This is a genomic window from Blautia sp. OF03-15BH (assembly GCF_003463065.1).
Taxonomy (GTDB): Bacteria; Bacillota; Clostridia; order Lachnospirales; family Lachnospiraceae; genus Limivivens.
The window spans coordinates 526,550-542,139 of sequence record NZ_QSCM01000001.1 but is presented as its reverse complement, the minus strand read 5'-3'; the positions used below and the strand labels follow the sequence as shown (position 1 = coordinate 542,139).

11 protein-coding genes are annotated in these 15,590 nt (G+C 48.5%); 10 read left to right on the top strand and 1 reads right to left on the bottom strand.

The features are described 5' to 3' along the window. The first annotated feature begins 32 nt into the window (after positions 1–32). The 10 genes from uvrB (at position 33) to DXA57_RS02355 (ending at position 13,562) form a co-directional block, all read left to right on the top strand. Positions 33–2,021 (top strand): excinuclease ABC subunit UvrB, encoded by a 1,989-nt coding sequence (gene uvrB, locus DXA57_RS02405; protein WP_117764297.1) that lies wholly within the window; start codon positions 33–35, stop codon positions 2,019–2,021. Beyond that, positions 2,018–4,855: an excinuclease ABC subunit UvrA gene (uvrA, locus tag DXA57_RS02400; RefSeq protein ID WP_117764296.1), complete on the top strand. Its 2,838-nt coding sequence runs from the start codon at positions 2,018–2,020 to the stop codon at positions 4,853–4,855. Before uvrB ends, uvrA begins: the two co-directional genes overlap by 4 nt. An 867-nt stretch (positions 4,856–5,722) precedes the next feature. Next, on the top strand, positions 5,723–6,721 hold the full coding sequence (locus DXA57_RS02390; RefSeq protein ID WP_117764294.1) for a rod shape-determining protein: 999 nt from the start codon (positions 5,723–5,725) through the stop codon (positions 6,719–6,721). Continuing rightward, positions 6,721–8,955 (top strand): SF1B family DNA helicase RecD2, encoded by a 2,235-nt coding sequence (gene recD2, locus DXA57_RS02385; RefSeq protein ID WP_117764293.1) that lies wholly within the window; start codon positions 6,721–6,723, stop codon positions 8,953–8,955. Before DXA57_RS02390 ends, recD2 begins: the two co-directional genes overlap by 1 nt. After that, positions 8,955–9,767, top strand: coding sequence for a ComF family protein (locus tag DXA57_RS02380; protein WP_117764292.1), 813 nt, complete (start codon positions 8,955–8,957; stop codon positions 9,765–9,767). Before recD2 ends, DXA57_RS02380 begins: the two co-directional genes overlap by 1 nt. Then, positions 9,718–10,182 carry a hypothetical protein gene (locus DXA57_RS02375; RefSeq protein ID WP_117764291.1) on the top strand — a complete coding sequence of 155 codons (465 nt, stop codon included), beginning with the start codon at positions 9,718–9,720 and terminating at the stop codon, positions 10,180–10,182. Before DXA57_RS02380 ends, DXA57_RS02375 begins: the two co-directional genes overlap by 50 nt. Beyond that, entirely contained in the window at positions 10,163–11,080 is a 918-nt protein-coding gene (locus tag DXA57_RS02370) for a hypothetical protein (protein ID WP_117764290.1), read from the top strand. Before DXA57_RS02375 ends, DXA57_RS02370 begins: the two co-directional genes overlap by 20 nt. Then, positions 11,068–11,937: a diadenylate cyclase CdaA gene (cdaA, locus tag DXA57_RS02365; RefSeq protein ID WP_117764289.1), complete on the top strand. Its 870-nt coding sequence runs from the start codon at positions 11,068–11,070 to the stop codon at positions 11,935–11,937. The genes DXA57_RS02370 and cdaA overlap by 13 nt, the downstream gene beginning before the upstream one ends. After that, a complete protein-coding gene (locus DXA57_RS02360; RefSeq protein ID WP_158571212.1) occupies positions 11,934–13,295 on the top strand; it encodes a CdaR family protein in 1,362 nt (453 codons plus the stop codon). Before cdaA ends, DXA57_RS02360 begins: the two co-directional genes overlap by 4 nt. A gap of 3 nt (positions 13,296–13,298) precedes the next feature. Then, the gene (locus tag DXA57_RS02355; RefSeq protein ID WP_117764287.1) at positions 13,299–13,562 is read left to right on the top strand and encodes an HPr family phosphocarrier protein; all 264 of its coding nucleotides are present in this window, start codon (positions 13,299–13,301) and stop codon (positions 13,560–13,562) included. Between the two features lie 112 nt (positions 13,563–13,674). Here DXA57_RS02355 and DXA57_RS02350 read toward each other — a convergent pair whose 3' ends face one another. Next, complete coding sequence (locus DXA57_RS02350; protein WP_117764286.1) at positions 13,675–15,474, bottom strand: L,D-transpeptidase family protein; 1,800 nt, start codon at positions 15,472–15,474, stop codon at positions 13,675–13,677. Positions 15,475–15,590 lie beyond the last annotated feature (116 nt).

Sequence of the window (15,590 nt, the reverse complement as noted above, 5' to 3'; positions counted from 1 at the left end):
CAAAAATACATACATAAAGAAAGGTGCCTTTCATGGATCATTTTGAATTAGTATCAGAATACGCCCCCACCGGAGATCAGCCGCAGGCGATCGCGGAACTGGTGAAGGGCTTCCGGGAGGGAAATCAGGCGGAGACGCTTCTGGGAGTGACAGGCTCCGGTAAGACATTTACCATGGCGAATGTGATCCAGCAGCTGAACAAGCCAACGCTGATCATTGCCCACAATAAAACACTGGCAGCACAGCTGTACGGTGAGTTTAAGGAATTCTTCCCGGAGAACGCAGTGGAATACTTTGTCTCCTATTATGACTATTACCAGCCGGAGGCTTATGTGCCTTCTTCTGATACCTATATTGCCAAAGACGCTTCTACAAACGACGAGATTGATAAACTCCGTCTGTCAGCCACAATGGCGCTGGTGGAGCGGAGAGATGTGATCATTGTATCCAGCGTGTCCTGTATTTACGGCCTGGGCAGCCCGGTAGACTATCAGGAGATGGTGATCTCCCTGCGGCCGGGGATGGAAAAAGACCGGGATGAGGTGATCCATCAGCTCGTTGATATTCATTATGACCGGAATGATATGGATTTCCACCGCGGTACCTTCCGGGTGCGGGGAGATGTGCTGGAAATCTTTCCGGCAGAATCTTCAGATACAGCAGTCCGGGTGGAATTTTTCGGGGATGAGATCGACCGGATCACGGAGATCGATCCTCTTATGGGAACGGTAAAGCGGACGCTGGAGCATGCAGCGATCTTCCCGGCTTCCCATTATGTAACTCCCATGGAAAAGATCAAAGAGGCAGCGATCCATATCGAAGAGGAGCTGAAAGAGCAGGTCCGCTACTTTAAGAGCGAGGACAAGCTTCTGGAGGCGCAGCGAATTGCAGAACGGACGAATTTTGATATTGAAATGATGAAGGAAACGGGCTTTTGTTCCGGTATTGAGAATTATTCCAGACATTTGACGGGTCTGGCTCCGGGGATGCCGCCCAATACGCTGATGGATTTCTTCCCGGACGATTTTCTTATCATCATCGATGAGTCCCATAAGACGATCCCTCAGATCAGAGGGATGTATGCAGGAGATCAGTCCAGAAAATCCACTCTGGTGGAGTATGGTTTCCGGCTTCCGTCTGCCAAGGATAACCGGCCGCTGAATTTTGATGAATTTGAGAGCAGGATCGATCAGATCCTCTTTGTTTCCGCGACGCCGGGAGAGTATGAGGCGGAACATGAGCTTCTGCGGGCAGAGCAGATCATCCGTCCGACAGGACTTCTGGATCCTGAGGTGGAAGTTCGTCCGGTGGAAGGGCAGATCGATGATCTGGTCGGTGAAGTAAATAAGGAAACGGCAAAAGGAAACAAGGTTCTGATCACGACTCTGACCAAACGGATGGCAGAGGACCTTACGGATTATATGAGAGAGATCGGTATCCGTGTGAAATACCTTCATTCTGACATCGATACCCTGGAGCGTACGGAGATTATCCGGGATATGCGTCTGAATGTGTTTGATGTGCTGGTAGGTATCAACCTTCTGAGAGAGGGACTGGATATTCCTGAGATCTCGCTGGTAGCAATCCTGGATGCGGATAAGGAAGGCTTCCTCCGTTCCGAGACCTCTCTGGTGCAGACCATCGGACGTGCGGCCCGGAATGCGGAAGGCCATGTTATCATGTATGCCGATAATATAACGGATTCCATGCGTCTGGCGATTGATGAGACAAAGCGCCGCCGGGCGATCCAGGAAGCTTATAATAAGGAACACGGCATCACGCCGAAGACCATCAAAAAAGCCGTACGGGATGCCATCAGCATTTCAAAGGAAGTTGAGGAAGTGCCGAAGAAGCAGGAAAAAGATCCGGAATCCATGAGCAGAAAAGAACTGGAAGCGGCACTGAAGGATGTGCAGAAACGGATGAAGCAGGCGGCAGCCGAGCTGAATTTCGAGGAAGCTGTCGTGCTGCGTGACCGGATGATCGTTTTGAAGAAGCAGTTACAGGAGATAGAAGAATGAGTGCAGAAAAAGATAAAAAACAGATGATCCGCATCCGGGGAGCAAATGTCAATAACCTGAAAAAGATCGATGTGGATATTCCGAGAAATGAGTTTGTGGTCTTAACCGGCCTGAGTGGTTCTGGAAAGTCTTCCCTGGCGTTTGATACGATCTATGCGGAAGGGCAGAGACGGTATATGGAATCGCTCTCCTCATATGCCAGACAGTTCCTGGGACAGATGGAGAAACCGGACGTGGAGAGTATCGAAGGACTTCCGCCGGCCATTTCCATCGACCAGAAATCGACGAACCGTAACCCGCGTTCTACCGTAGGAACCGTGACAGAGATCTATGATTATTTTCGTCTTCTTTATGCCAGAGTCGGTATCCCGCATTGTCCAAAATGCGGCAAGGAGATTAAAAAGCAGGATGTGGATCAGATGGTGGACCAGATCATGGCTCTGCCGGAACGAACGAAGATCCAGCTTCTGGCACCGGTGGTCCGTGGAAGAAAGGGAGAACATGTCAAGGTTTTTGAACAGGCCAGAAGGAGCGGCTATGTCCGTGTCCGGGTAGACGGAAATCTCTATGAACTCTCCGAGGAGATCAAACTGGAAAAGAACAAAAAGCATAACATTGAGATTCTGGTGGACCGTCTCATTGTGAAGCCTGGCATCGAAAAACGACTGACGGATTCTCTGGAAAGCGTGCTGCATCTGGGAGACGGACTGGCGATGGTGGATGTGCAGGAGGGTGAGACTCTGCAGTTTAGCCAGAGCTTTTCCTGTCCGGACTGCGGGATCAGTATTGATGAAATCGAGCCGAGAAGCTTTTCCTTTAATAATCCCTTCGGAGCCTGCCCGGACTGCTACGGTCTTGGGTACAAAATGGAATTTGACGAGGATCTCATGATCCCGGATAAGACCTTAAGCATTGCGGAAGGTGCCATTACTGCCATGGGCTGGCAGTCCTGCACGGACAAGCACAGCTTTGCCGGTGCGATCCTGGATGCTCTGGCAAAAGATTATGGATTTGATCTGAAAACTCCGTATCAGGAACTGCCGGCAGAGATCCGTCATATGCTGATCCATGGTACGGACGGCCGGGTGGTGAAGGTCCGCTACAAGGGACAGAGGGGAGAAGGCATCTATGATGTGGCCTTTGAAGGTCTGATCCGCAGCATGGAAAGAAGGTACCGGGAGACCGGATCAGATGCCATGAAGCAGGAGTACGAGCAGTTTATGAGGATCACCCCCTGTAAGACCTGCGGCGGTCAGCGTCTGAAAAAAGAAGCTCTGGCAGTTACGGTAGGAGGAAAAAACATCGCGGAGGTGACGGAGCTTCCTATTGAGAAACTGAAGGTTTTTCTGGATGAACTGACTCTGACACCGCATCAGCAGATGATCGGACATCAGATCCTCAAGGAGATCAAAGCCAGGATCGGTTTTCTGATCGATGTAGGACTGGAATATCTGACACTGGCCCGGGCGACCGGAACGCTTTCTGGTGGTGAGGCACAGCGTATCCGTCTGGCGACCCAGATCGGTTCCGGTCTTGTCGGTGTGGCTTATATCCTGGATGAGCCCAGCATCGGTCTTCATCAGAGAGACAATGACAAGCTTCTGGCGACCCTGAAAAATCTACGGGATCTGGGAAACTCCCTGATCGTTGTGGAGCATGATGAGGATACCATGCTGGCAGCGGATTATATAGTGGATATCGGTCCCGGAGCAGGAGAACACGGCGGAGAAGTGGTAGCAGTGGGAAATGCCGAGGAGATCATGGCGAATCCGACTTCCATTACAGGCCAGTATCTTTCCGGAAAGCGGAAGATTCCGGTGCCAAAAGAGCGGAAAAAGCCGACGGGATGGCTGAAGGTCCTGGGCGCTGCCCAGAACAATCTGAAAAATATCAATGTGGACATTCCCCTGGGAGTTTTTACCTGTATCACCGGTGTTTCAGGATCCGGAAAAAGCTCGCTGACGAATGAGATCCTCTATAAACGGCTGGCAAGAGATCTGAACCGGGCACGGATCATCCCGGGAAAACATAAAGAGATCCTCGGAATGGAACAGCTGGATAAGGTCATTGATATCGATCAGTCCCCGATTGGAAGAACGCCGCGTTCCAATCCGGCGACGTATACAGGAGTTTTTGACCTGATCCGTGATCTTTTTGCGTCTACCGCAGATGCCAAAGCCAGAGGTTATAAAAAAGGACGTTTCAGCTTCAATGTAAAAGGCGGTCGTTGTGAGGCCTGTGGCGGAGACGGCATCCTGAAGATTGAAATGCATTTTTTGCCGGATGTCTATGTGCCCTGTGAGGTCTGCGGTGGCAAACGCTACAACCGGGAGACACTGGAGGTCAAATACAAAGGGAAAAGTATCTACGATGTGCTGAATATGACGGTGGAAGAGGCACTGCCTTTCTTTGAACATGTGCCAAGTATCCGAAGAAAGATCCAGACGCTTTATGATGTGGGACTGTCTTATATTCGCCTGGGTCAGCCATCAACGGAGCTTTCCGGAGGAGAGGCACAGAGGATCAAGCTTGCAACAGAACTTTCCAGAAGGAGTACCGGCAAGACGATCTATATTTTGGATGAGCCGACGACAGGGCTTCATTTTGCAGATGTGGACAAGCTGATCGAGATCTTGAAACGGCTGGCAGAAGGCGGTAATACGGTTGTTGTGATCGAACATAATCTGGATGTGATCAAGACGGCGGATTATATCATTGATATGGGACCGGAAGGCGGTGATCGGGGAGGTATGGTCATTGCCACAGGGACACCGGAAGAAGTGGCAGAATGTCCACAGTCTTACACGGGTCGTTATGTGAAGAAATATCTGTAGGCATTCAAAATAAATAAAAACGAAAACGCTCCGGGGGATTGCCGGAGCGCTTCTTGCTTTAAAAGGAAAGAGAAAAAATTAAAAAATTTGAGGGAGTACATCACAGCGTGTGGACACTGTGATGTGTGAGTTATGAAATGTATCAACTCTTCGTTGATACAATTGTAGTATAACCGATCTTTGTGTATAAAATGTGTTCAACATCAAAAGAAAAAATGAATTTTCTGAAGAAAAATGTTCTGTTTTTCTGAACAGGCAAAACAAAAACGCCCCGGGGATACCGGGACGTTCTTGCTTAAAAAGGAAAGAGAAAAAATTAAAATATTTTGAGGGAGTACATCGCAGCGTGTGGGCGCTACGATGTGTGAGTTATGAAATATATCAGCTCCTCGCTGATACATCTATACTATATCCCACATATGTGTTAGAAATATGTATGAAACCTAAAAAAAGTATAAAAACCATAAAGAGTATAATAAGTCAAAGAAAAAAATGGAGTTTTCTGATAACAACGAAGAAAAACAGAACGCTCCGGGGGAACCGGAGCGTTCTGCTTAAAAGGAAAGAGAAAAAATTAAAATATTTTGAGGGAGTACACCGCAGCGTGTGGACACTGCGATGTGTGAGTTATGAAATGTATCAGCTTTTCGCTGCTACCGTTTTACTATACCCCGAAAATGTGTCCAAAATATGTTCATCAGATAAAGAATATATGAATTCGGGGGAACGGGGAAAAAGCCCTTTTCAATTAAAAGGAAGTTGGGTATAATGATTGCAAAGCAACGCGGTGGGAGACAGGATTTTCCGTATTGGAGCAGAAAAACCGCAGCCGCACACAGGAATACAGGAAGGAGCGTTTTTAGATAGATGAATGCAGCAGATCTCGGAATTGATTTGGGAACATCCAGCATCCTTGTCTATGTGAGAGGCAAGGGTGTTGTTTTGAAGGAGCCTTCTGTGGTGGCCTTCGATAAAGATACAAACAGGATCAAAGCAATCGGAGAAGAAGCCAGGCTGATGCTTGGAAGAACACCGGGAAATATTGTGGGCATCCGGCCATTAAGAAAAGGTGTGATCTCGGATTATACCATCACGGAACATATGTTAAAGTATTTTATCCAGAAATCACTGGGAAGGATGTCTTTCAGGAAACCCAGGATCAGTATCTGCGTCCCAAGTGGGATTACAGAAGTGGAGAAAAAAGCAGTAGAAGATGCTGCGTATCTGGCAGGTGCCAGAGAGGTGGCGATCATCGAAGAACCCATTGCGGCAGCAATCGGAGCAGGCGTGGATATTTCCAGACCATGCGGAAATATGATCGTAGATATCGGAGGAGGCACCACGGATGTGGCAGTGATCTCCTTGAACGGTATTGTAGTAAGTTCTTCTATTAAAGTAGCAGGCGATGATTTTGATGAGGCGATCGTCAGATATGTAAGAAAGAAATATAATCTTCTCATCGGTGAGCAGACGGCAGAAGATATCAAGATCCGGATCGGAACCGCAGTGGAACGGCCGGAACCGCAAAGCATGGAAGTCCGGGGCAGAGATCTCATCAGCGGCCTTCCGAAAGTCATTCGAGTCAATTCGGAAGAAGTACGGGATGCGTTGAAGGATGCTCTCTCCCAGATCGTAGAGACCGTGCAGAGCATCCTGGAGAGAACTCCGCCCGAACTGGCTTCGGATGTGGTAGATCGAGGAATTGTCCTTACCGGAGGCGGTTCCCTTCTGAATGGACTGGAAGAACTGATCGAGGCTAAAACAGGGATCAATACGATGACAGCCGAAGAACCCATGACAGCGGTAGTCATTGGAACCGGACGTTATGTGGAGCTGGTATCCGGCGGCAGAAAGCTGGATGTCTGATGGAGCACATTGAAGGATATGTGGATCATATCATTTACCGGAATCAGGACAATGGATATACCGTCATGAATGTAGTGGCAGACGGAGAAGAGATCACCTGTGTGGGAATGCTTCATTATATCGGGGACGGAGAACTGGTGGAGATCAGCGGTCATTACAAAGAGCACGCCACTTATGGACACCAGCTTCATATCGAGACTCTGAAGATCAAGGCTCCGGAAGATGAACTCTCTATTGAACGCTATCTGGGATCCGGAGCGGTAAAGGGGATCGGTGTTTCCCTGGCGGCCAGGATCGTCCGGAAATTCCATGAAGATACCTTCCGGATCATGGAAGAAGAACCGGAGAGGCTTGCGGAAGTCAAAGGCATCAGTGAGAAGAAGGCCCGGGAGATCGCAGCTCAGATGGAAGAAAAGAAAGACATGCGAAAAGCCATGATCTTTCTGCAGCAGTACGGTATTTCCACGACCTTAGGCGTAAAAATCTATAATCAGTATGGAAACAACATTTACCAGGTGATCAAAGAAAACCCCTATCAGATGGCGGATGATATCAATGGTGTGGGTTTTCGTATCGCAGACGAGATCGCATCAAAGGTAGGCATCCATACAGACTCGGATTACCGGATCCGCTGTGGTCTTCTTTATATCCTGCAGCAGGCTATGGGCGAGGGACATGTCTTTCTGCCGAAAGAACTTCTGGAAAAACGGACCGTGGACCTTCTCGGTGTCAGCTTGGAAGCGGTAGAAAAGCACATCATGGATTTGGCTGTGGACCGGAAGCTGGTGGCAAAGGAGACCGGAGGCAGAGTCTGTGTTTATGGAGCGCAGGCTTATTATGTGGAGCTGAATACAGCAAAAATGCTTCATGATCTGGACATTTCCTGTGAAATTTCAGAGAGTGCCGTGCTCACGAAGGTGGCAGCTATCGAGAAACGGACGGGAACGGTTCTGGATGAAATGCAGAAGGAAGCCGTGGTTCAGGCTGCCGGTCATGGACTTCTGGTGCTGACCGGAGGACCGGGTACCGGAAAAACAACCACGATCAATACCATGATCTCTTATTTTGAATCGGAAGGGCTTTCTGTTATGCTGGGAGCGCCAACCGGACGGGCGGCCAAACGGATGACAGAGGCTACCGGCTGTGAGGCGAAAACGCTTCACCGGCTGCTGGAGGTCGCATCTGTTACAGAAAACGGTGCAGACAGGGGAAGTTTTGCGAGAAATCAGGAAAATCCACTGGAAGCAGACGTGGTCATCATTGATGAGATGTCTATGGTGGATATTTACCTGATGCATTCTCTTCTTCTGGCACTTGTGCCGGGAACCAGGCTCATCATGGTGGGAGACCGGAACCAGCTGCCCTCTGTGGGGCCTGGAAGTGTCTTGAAGGACATTATAGAGTCCAAATGCTTTCCGGTGGTACGGCTGAACCGGATCTTCCGTCAGGCAACGGAGAGTGATATTGTCATGAATGCCCATAAAATCAACCGTGGAGAGCATGTGACACTGGATAATAAGAGCCGGGATTTCTTTTTCCTGAAAAGAGAAGATGCCAATGTGATCATCAGCGTGGTTCTGACTCTGATCCAGAAAAAACTGCCCAAATATGTCCATGCGGCACAGACGGACATTCAGGTGCTCACACCTATGAGAAAAGGTCTTCTGGGAGTAGAACGTTTAAATGAGATCCTGCAGCATTATCTGAATCCGCCGGACCCGAAAAAACGGGAAAGAGAATACGGTTCCGCTAAGTTCCGTGAGGGCGATAAAGTCATGCAGGTAAAAAACAACTACCAGATCGACTGGGAGACGCGAGGTGCTTACGGGATCCCGATTGATAAGGGGCAAGGTATTTTTAACGGGGATATGGGGATCATCCGCGAGATCAATACCTTTGCCGAGCAGATGACGATCGAGTTTGACGACGGCAAATTTGTGGAATATCCCTTTGCCCAGCTGGAAGAACTGGAACTGGCCTATGCGGTTACCGTACATAAGTCACAGGGAAGCGAGTATCCGGCGGTGATCATTCCGCTGCTTTCCGGACCGCAGATGCTGATGAACCGGAATCTTCTCTATACGGCAGTGACCAGGGCAAAATCCTGTGTGACGGTCGTGGGAAGTGAGGCTGTGTTTAATCAGATGATCGATAATACCTTTGAACAGAAGCGTTATACGACTCTGAAAGAGCGGATACGCGAACTTGCAGGGGAGAGCCTTTCTGCAGATTGATGAAAAAAACAAAACGGATCTTCCGGTGGCTTGCAGGGATCCTTTATCCACGACGCTGTCCCTTGTGCGGCGAGCTTCTTTCAAGAAAGGAAAAAAGGGTCTGTAATATCTGTCGTCCCTCTGTGCAGCTCATAGAGGAGCCATTCTGCCTGAAATGCGGCAAGCCACTGGCTCGGCCGGAGCAGGAATACTGTCAGGACTGCCTGAGAAACAGGCGCCATTTTGATGCGGGCAGGGCTGCTTTTCCTTATCTTGGAAAATTCAGAAAAAGCATACGGGATCTGAAGCTTCATAACAAAAGAAGCTATGGGGCTTTTTTTGCGGAAGCCATGACAGCGGTTTTACAGGAAGAAATGGATCGATGGGAGATCGATGTGATCGCACCGGTTCCGCTTCATCCGAAAAAGCGGCGTTACCGTGGTTTTAACCAGGCAGAGCTTCTGGCTTTTCCGATAGGAGAAGCACTGGAGATTCCTGTGATCCCGGATCTTCTTTGCAAACGGGAAGAAACCGCTGAACAGAAGGAACTGGATCGAAAAAGCCGGCAAAAGAATTTAAAAAAGGCTTTTAAAATCGGTCCATATGATGTAAAATTAAGTAGAGTTCTGCTGGTAGATGATATCTTTACGACAGGCAGCACGGTGGATGCGGCAGCGGCTGTTTTAAAAGAAGCCGGAGCAGAAGCAGTGTTTTTTCTGACTGCCTGTATCGGTACAGAAAGAGAAGGCGGAATGCAGGAAACAGAAGCGATAGGAGAAAGGCATGGCAAGAGAAAACCGGATCCGTATAATGACCGCCATAGCGGTTTATGAAAAGCGTCATAGAGAAGAACTTTCCGATACGGATCAGTGGTTCCGGGGAGATTATATCGGTGTCCGGATGCTGAAAAACGGCTGCAGGCTGACATTGGCATTCCTGATCGGCTTTGCTTTTTATGTGGTGCTTCATTTTGATGAAATGCTGTACCGTCTCAATTCCATGGATGTTCTCGGTTTGGCAGAGAGAGTCCTGATCGCTTACGGGATCAGTCTCGGAAGTTATCTGCTGCTCACGTATGTGATCTTCAGTATCCGTTATTATCAGGCAGAGAAGCGAAGACGTGCCTATGACAGATTGGTTGACCGCCTGGAAGCAGAGTATCAGAAAGAAGAAAAGGAAGTCTTTTCCACGGAGAACCGTAGGAAAGGGCGGAACAGGAGCCGGGGACATGGTGCAGAGAATCCGTGAGATCGTGCGGAGCGTTTATGGAAAATATGATGTATGGCTGCGGGCGCTGGGAAGATTTTCCCTGGCATTTGGCAGCCTTCTTGTCATTCGGAATTCTATGAGCTTTCTGCCGGTATTTGGAAATATCCTGGTGCTTTTGATCCTGGCGCTGTTTGCCTCTTTTCTTCCGTTGAATGGAACGGTGCTGATCTGTTTTGTTGTGATCTTAGGTCAGCTTTATGGCTTGTCATTTCCGGCACTGGCAGTTGGAGGCGGAATCCTTCTTCTGGTTGTGCTTTTGTATTTTGGACTGGCACCCGATGGAGCATTGGCATTTCTTCTGACACCGCTGGCGCTGGCTCTTCATATCCCGCTGGTGGTTCCGGTGGCCTTCGGTCTTCTGGGAACGCCACTGGCAGCGGTTGGTATCGTGGCCGGAACGGTGAGTTATTATGGACTTCAGAGTGTGCTTCAGTGCAGTTTTGTTCCTTCGGATGCTTCACTTAGTACCCAGGAATTGTTCCTGGAAGAAATGCAGACGATGCTTTCTGCTTTCCTGGGGAATGGAACGATGATCCTGACACTGATCGCCCTGACAGCAGTACTGATCGCAGTATTTGCGGTAAGGCGTACGGAGATCCGCTATGCCTGGCAGATGGCAGTGGGAACCGGGCTTTTTATCTATCTTCTGCTGGAGATTTTTGGAGTATTTACACTGGAGATACCAGTCTCGGTGCCGGATCTGGTGTTTGGAGTCATAACTGCAGCCGTTGTGGGAACGGTTCTGCAGCTCTTTCTGTTTGATCTGGATTACCGGAGCACTGAGAAACTGCGCTTTCAGGATGACGAATACTATTACTATGTGACGGCAGTACCGAAACGAAAACAGGAAAGGAGTGAAGATGAATGGACGCAATAAGAAATTTCTGGACGATGCATTTTTCATGGCTTCAGCTTCCAACTTTAAGTATCCGTTGGACAGATATCCTTGAGATCATCATCCTGTCCTTCTTTATCTATCATTTTCTGATCTGGATCCGCAGGACAAGAACTTGGGTTCTTCTGAAGGGTCTTCTGGTGCTGGTATTCTTTATTTCGCTGGCATATATCTTTGAAATGGATACGATCAAATTTCTGATCACCAAAGGAATGGACGTGGCAATGGTTGCTGCGGTGATCGTTTTCCAGCCGGAGCTGCGAAGAGCACTCGAACAGCTGGGCGAGCAGAAGCTGCTTTCCAGCATTGTGTCCTTTGACGGACTGAAAGATATTCAGGAACGTTTCAGCGACAGGACGGTAGAGGAACTGATCAAGGGAACCATGGCAATGGCCAAGGTGAAGACAGGAGCTTTGATCGTTATTGAGAAAAATACGCCGCTGACAGAATATGAGCGTACGGGTATCCAGGTGGATGCGATTGTGACCAGTCAGCTGCTGATCAATATTTTTGAACACAACACACCGCTTCACGACGGTGCCGTTATTATCCGGGGCAACCGGGTGACATCGGCTACCTGTTATCTGCCTCTTTCCGATAATATGGAACTGAGCAAAGAGCTGGGAACCAGACACCGTGCAGGGGTAGGGATCAGTGAGGTTACTGATTCGATGACCATTATTGTATCCGAGGAGACAGGAAAGGTTTCAATCGCTGAAAACGGAAAGCTTTCCAGGGCGGTTACGGAGGATGAACTTCGGAAGTATCTGATGGTCACACAGGACAAATCCGTGGAGTCTCAGAAATTCAAATTATGGAAAGGAAAGGGAAAAGGATGAAAAAGCATTTGGGAAATAATCTTGGCCTAAAGCTCCTTTCCGTGTTTGTGGCAATTCTGATCTGGCTTATGGTGGTCAATGTGGATGATCCGGAGAAGACCAAGGCTTTTGTCATTCCGGAGCAGCGGATCCAGATGACCAATGTGGAAGAAGCGCAGGCCAGAGCGGAGCAGAATCAGGATGGGAAAAAGGTTTACAGTGTGGTGCGTGATGATGATGAAAGCGGAAATGTTACGGTTTATGTGACGGCACGAAGATCTGTGTTGGACAAGATCACTTCCGCAGATATCACCGTAAGTGCCAATATGCAGAATATGACTCTTCAGAATACCGTTCCCTATGAGGTGACGGTTCCAGGAGTAAAAAGAGAAAATGTACAGTGTTTTCCTGTGGCCATGCGGTTTGTGCTGGAGGATAAGAGTGAGAAAACCTATGCGATCTCTTTAAGCACAAGCGGTCAGCCTGCCAGTGGGTATGAACTTGGAGATGTGAAGATCCGGGAAGGTGAAAACATCATTATTGCCGGTCCGACCTCTATTACGAAGACCATCGATAAGGTCGGTGTCCAGGTGGATGTAAACAATCTGAGTGAAAACAAAACTGTGACCGGAGATGTAGTCATTACAGATCGGAATGGCAACAATCTTTCCAAAACACAGATGGACAGTCTGGAGATCAAAACATCAAAAGGTGCACTGATCAAGGATAATGAAGTCAATGCAGTAGTGACTTTGTGGAAGGTACAGCAGAATATCCGGCTGAAGGTGGATACAAGCCAGATCCAGGTGGCAGATGGGTATATTCTTACTTCCACAGATCTGACGCCGTCTACCATTAATTTGGCGGGTTCGGAGGCCACCTTGAATGCTTTAGACGGCGAGCTGGTGATTGAAGGGATTACCAATTACGCGGGAGCAACCTCGACCATTGAGCAGAACATTGATCTTTCCGATTATCTGCAGGATCATTACAAGAAAGCGTTGAAGCTGGAGAGCGGCTCTGCAACAGCAGTATCTGTAAAGATCCAGATAGAAAAAGTGGGAACGACGACAGTCAGTGTTCCGGTATCTGATTTTCATATTATCGGTCAGCCGGAGGGAATGAAGATTGTTCTGACACCGGCAGATAAATTACCGGTGGAGGTCCGCAAAGAAAGCGAAGATGCACCGGATATCACTGCAAAAGACATTTCGGTGACGATGGATCTTAGTAAATATCAGAACGAAGGAAATTATACCGTAGAACTTCAGGTGGAACTGCCGGAAGGGTATGCACTGGAATCGGTGCCCAGCATCAAGGTAAATCTGGAAAAAATAGAGCCGGTGACGGAGACAGAGACAGAAACAGCGGAGGAATGACAGATGGTAAGTCAGAAGGTAACGATAAAGAATCCTACAGGTCTGCATTTACGGCCGGCAGGAAACCTCTGTAAAGAGGCCATGCGCTTTAAATGTACGATCACCTTTTCCTTTCGGGAACTTACAGCGAATGCAAAAAGCGTTTTAAGTGTCCTGAGTGCCTGTGCACAGTGCGGTGATGTAATTGAGTTCACCTGTGATGGAGAAGACGAAAAAGAAGCTCTTCAGGCGATCGTAGAGGCAGTAGAATCCGGACTTGGAGAATAATAGAATAAAAAAATCGAACCGGCTGAAAAAAGCAGAGATGCTTTTCTTCAGCCGGTTTTTTGAACTAAAAAATCTCCTGCCTTTCTTCTGGAAAAGCAGGAGGATTTTTTTATCAGCCCATGTAATCTGGTGCGTATCTTCTGTTTGTTGCATCCGTAGGATCGGTAGGATCTACAGTCAGGCTTTCCGGAACAGCCTGATAAGTCGGTTTGGAAATCGAACTCGGAATGATGTAGTCGCCGACAGTTACGGTAGTTCCGGTAGGAACATTTTTGTAGAGCCAGTATGCGTCACCCATTCTCAGACGGATACAGCCCTGGGAAGCCTGCTGGCCGAGAAGGTTGTATTTATGTGCCGGGAATGCATAATGGCTGGGAGCACTGCTCGGGAGAGAATGGAAGAGAATGTCGGAAGTAATGTGGGAACAGTAATAGCCCCAGGTCGGTCCATTCAGCTCGTGGATACTCAGCTTGTCCAGAAGACGGAAGGTACCAGTCGGTGTTGCATTGTTCAGACCGGTGGAACAGAGGAATACCTTGATGGGGTAGCTGCCCTTGTAAACAGCAACCATATTTCTCTGACGGTCAACCTTGATACTGTAGGAACCATCCGGGATCCAGTTGGTCTGACGACCCTGTGAATCAAAGGTGTAAGTAATGCCTCCGATGTTTACGGTTTTGCTGCGAACAGCTGCACCGCCATTTCCGGGATCGAGATAATAACGGTTGTTATTGTAGAGAACCCAGCCGGTAAGGAGAGTACCGTCCGCATTTGCATAATAAATGTTGTTGTCCTGATTGAACCAGCCGGTTCTTGCCATACCGAAGGAAGTACCGCTGTATGCAGGTGAGAAGTAATATCGTTTGCCATTCAGCGTCTTCCAGCCGGTCTGGATCACGCCAGCGGCATTGAAGTAGTAGGTCTTGTTGTCGATGGTCTGAAGACCGGTTACTCTTGCTCCGTTGGAATCACCATAGTATTTCTTGGAGCTTACGGTGTACCAGCCGGTCTGGATCACGCCGTTTTTGTTGGAACGATAAGCTTTTTTGTTGGAAATGATCCAGCGGTTCGTTACCAGCATACCGTTGTTTTTGTTGAAATAGTAAATCTTTCCGTCAATCTTTTTGAAACCGGTGGCCAGGCGGCGGAGACTGGTGACATAGTATTGTCTGTTCAGATAATCCTTATGCCAGCCGACACTCTGCAGCGGGTAATTTCCCTTTGTGGTGTCTACCTGGTAGTAAAGCGTCTTGTTATTGACAACTCTCTTACAGAGACCGGTCATTTCACCCTGAGCGTTGAAGTAATAGGAACGGGTCACACCGCCAATCCTGATGTTCTGCCATTTGTTGGTGCGGAGGAAACCGGAGGAGGTCACATAGTAAACCTTGGTTCCCAGACGACGGCGTCCTTCTTTGGCCCAGCGCTGTCCGTAGCTGTTAAAACCATAATAGAACTTACCGATCTTTGCGACGCGGTTGGCAAGAAGCTTTCCGTTGTTGGATGGACCGGATACATAATAAGCTCTGGAATTGCCCTCTGTACGGATCCAGCCCTGTGCGGAAGCGATGGCATAATTGCCAGTCGAACCGAAGGTGTAATAGTAATCATTTCCGATCTTGATGCGGCCGGCGCTTTTTGACTGAAGCAGAAGACCGTTCTCCGGATTGAAGTAGTAAAGAAGCTTGGTTCCCTGGCTGTTTGCAATCCACTGGAAACCGGTAACGGTCTTTCCGTCAATGGTGTAGGAACGGGAGCCGTCAGCATTATAGTGCCAGCCTGTTTCGTTGGCTGTCTGTGTGTTTGTGGTGGTGCCTGATACGTCTTCTGCAGTAGCTCCGGCTGCTAAGGGTGCAGCCATGGTCAGTCCCAGCGCCATGCAAAGAACAGGCAGCATTTTTCTGATTCTCATATCATACCCCTCTCTTCCCGGATCTCTTGAAAAATCCGGTACCGGCGTCTGCCGGCTATTAAAAAATGAAATGTTTATTCACACCTAATTTACTATAAATGAGGAAGGGATGCAAT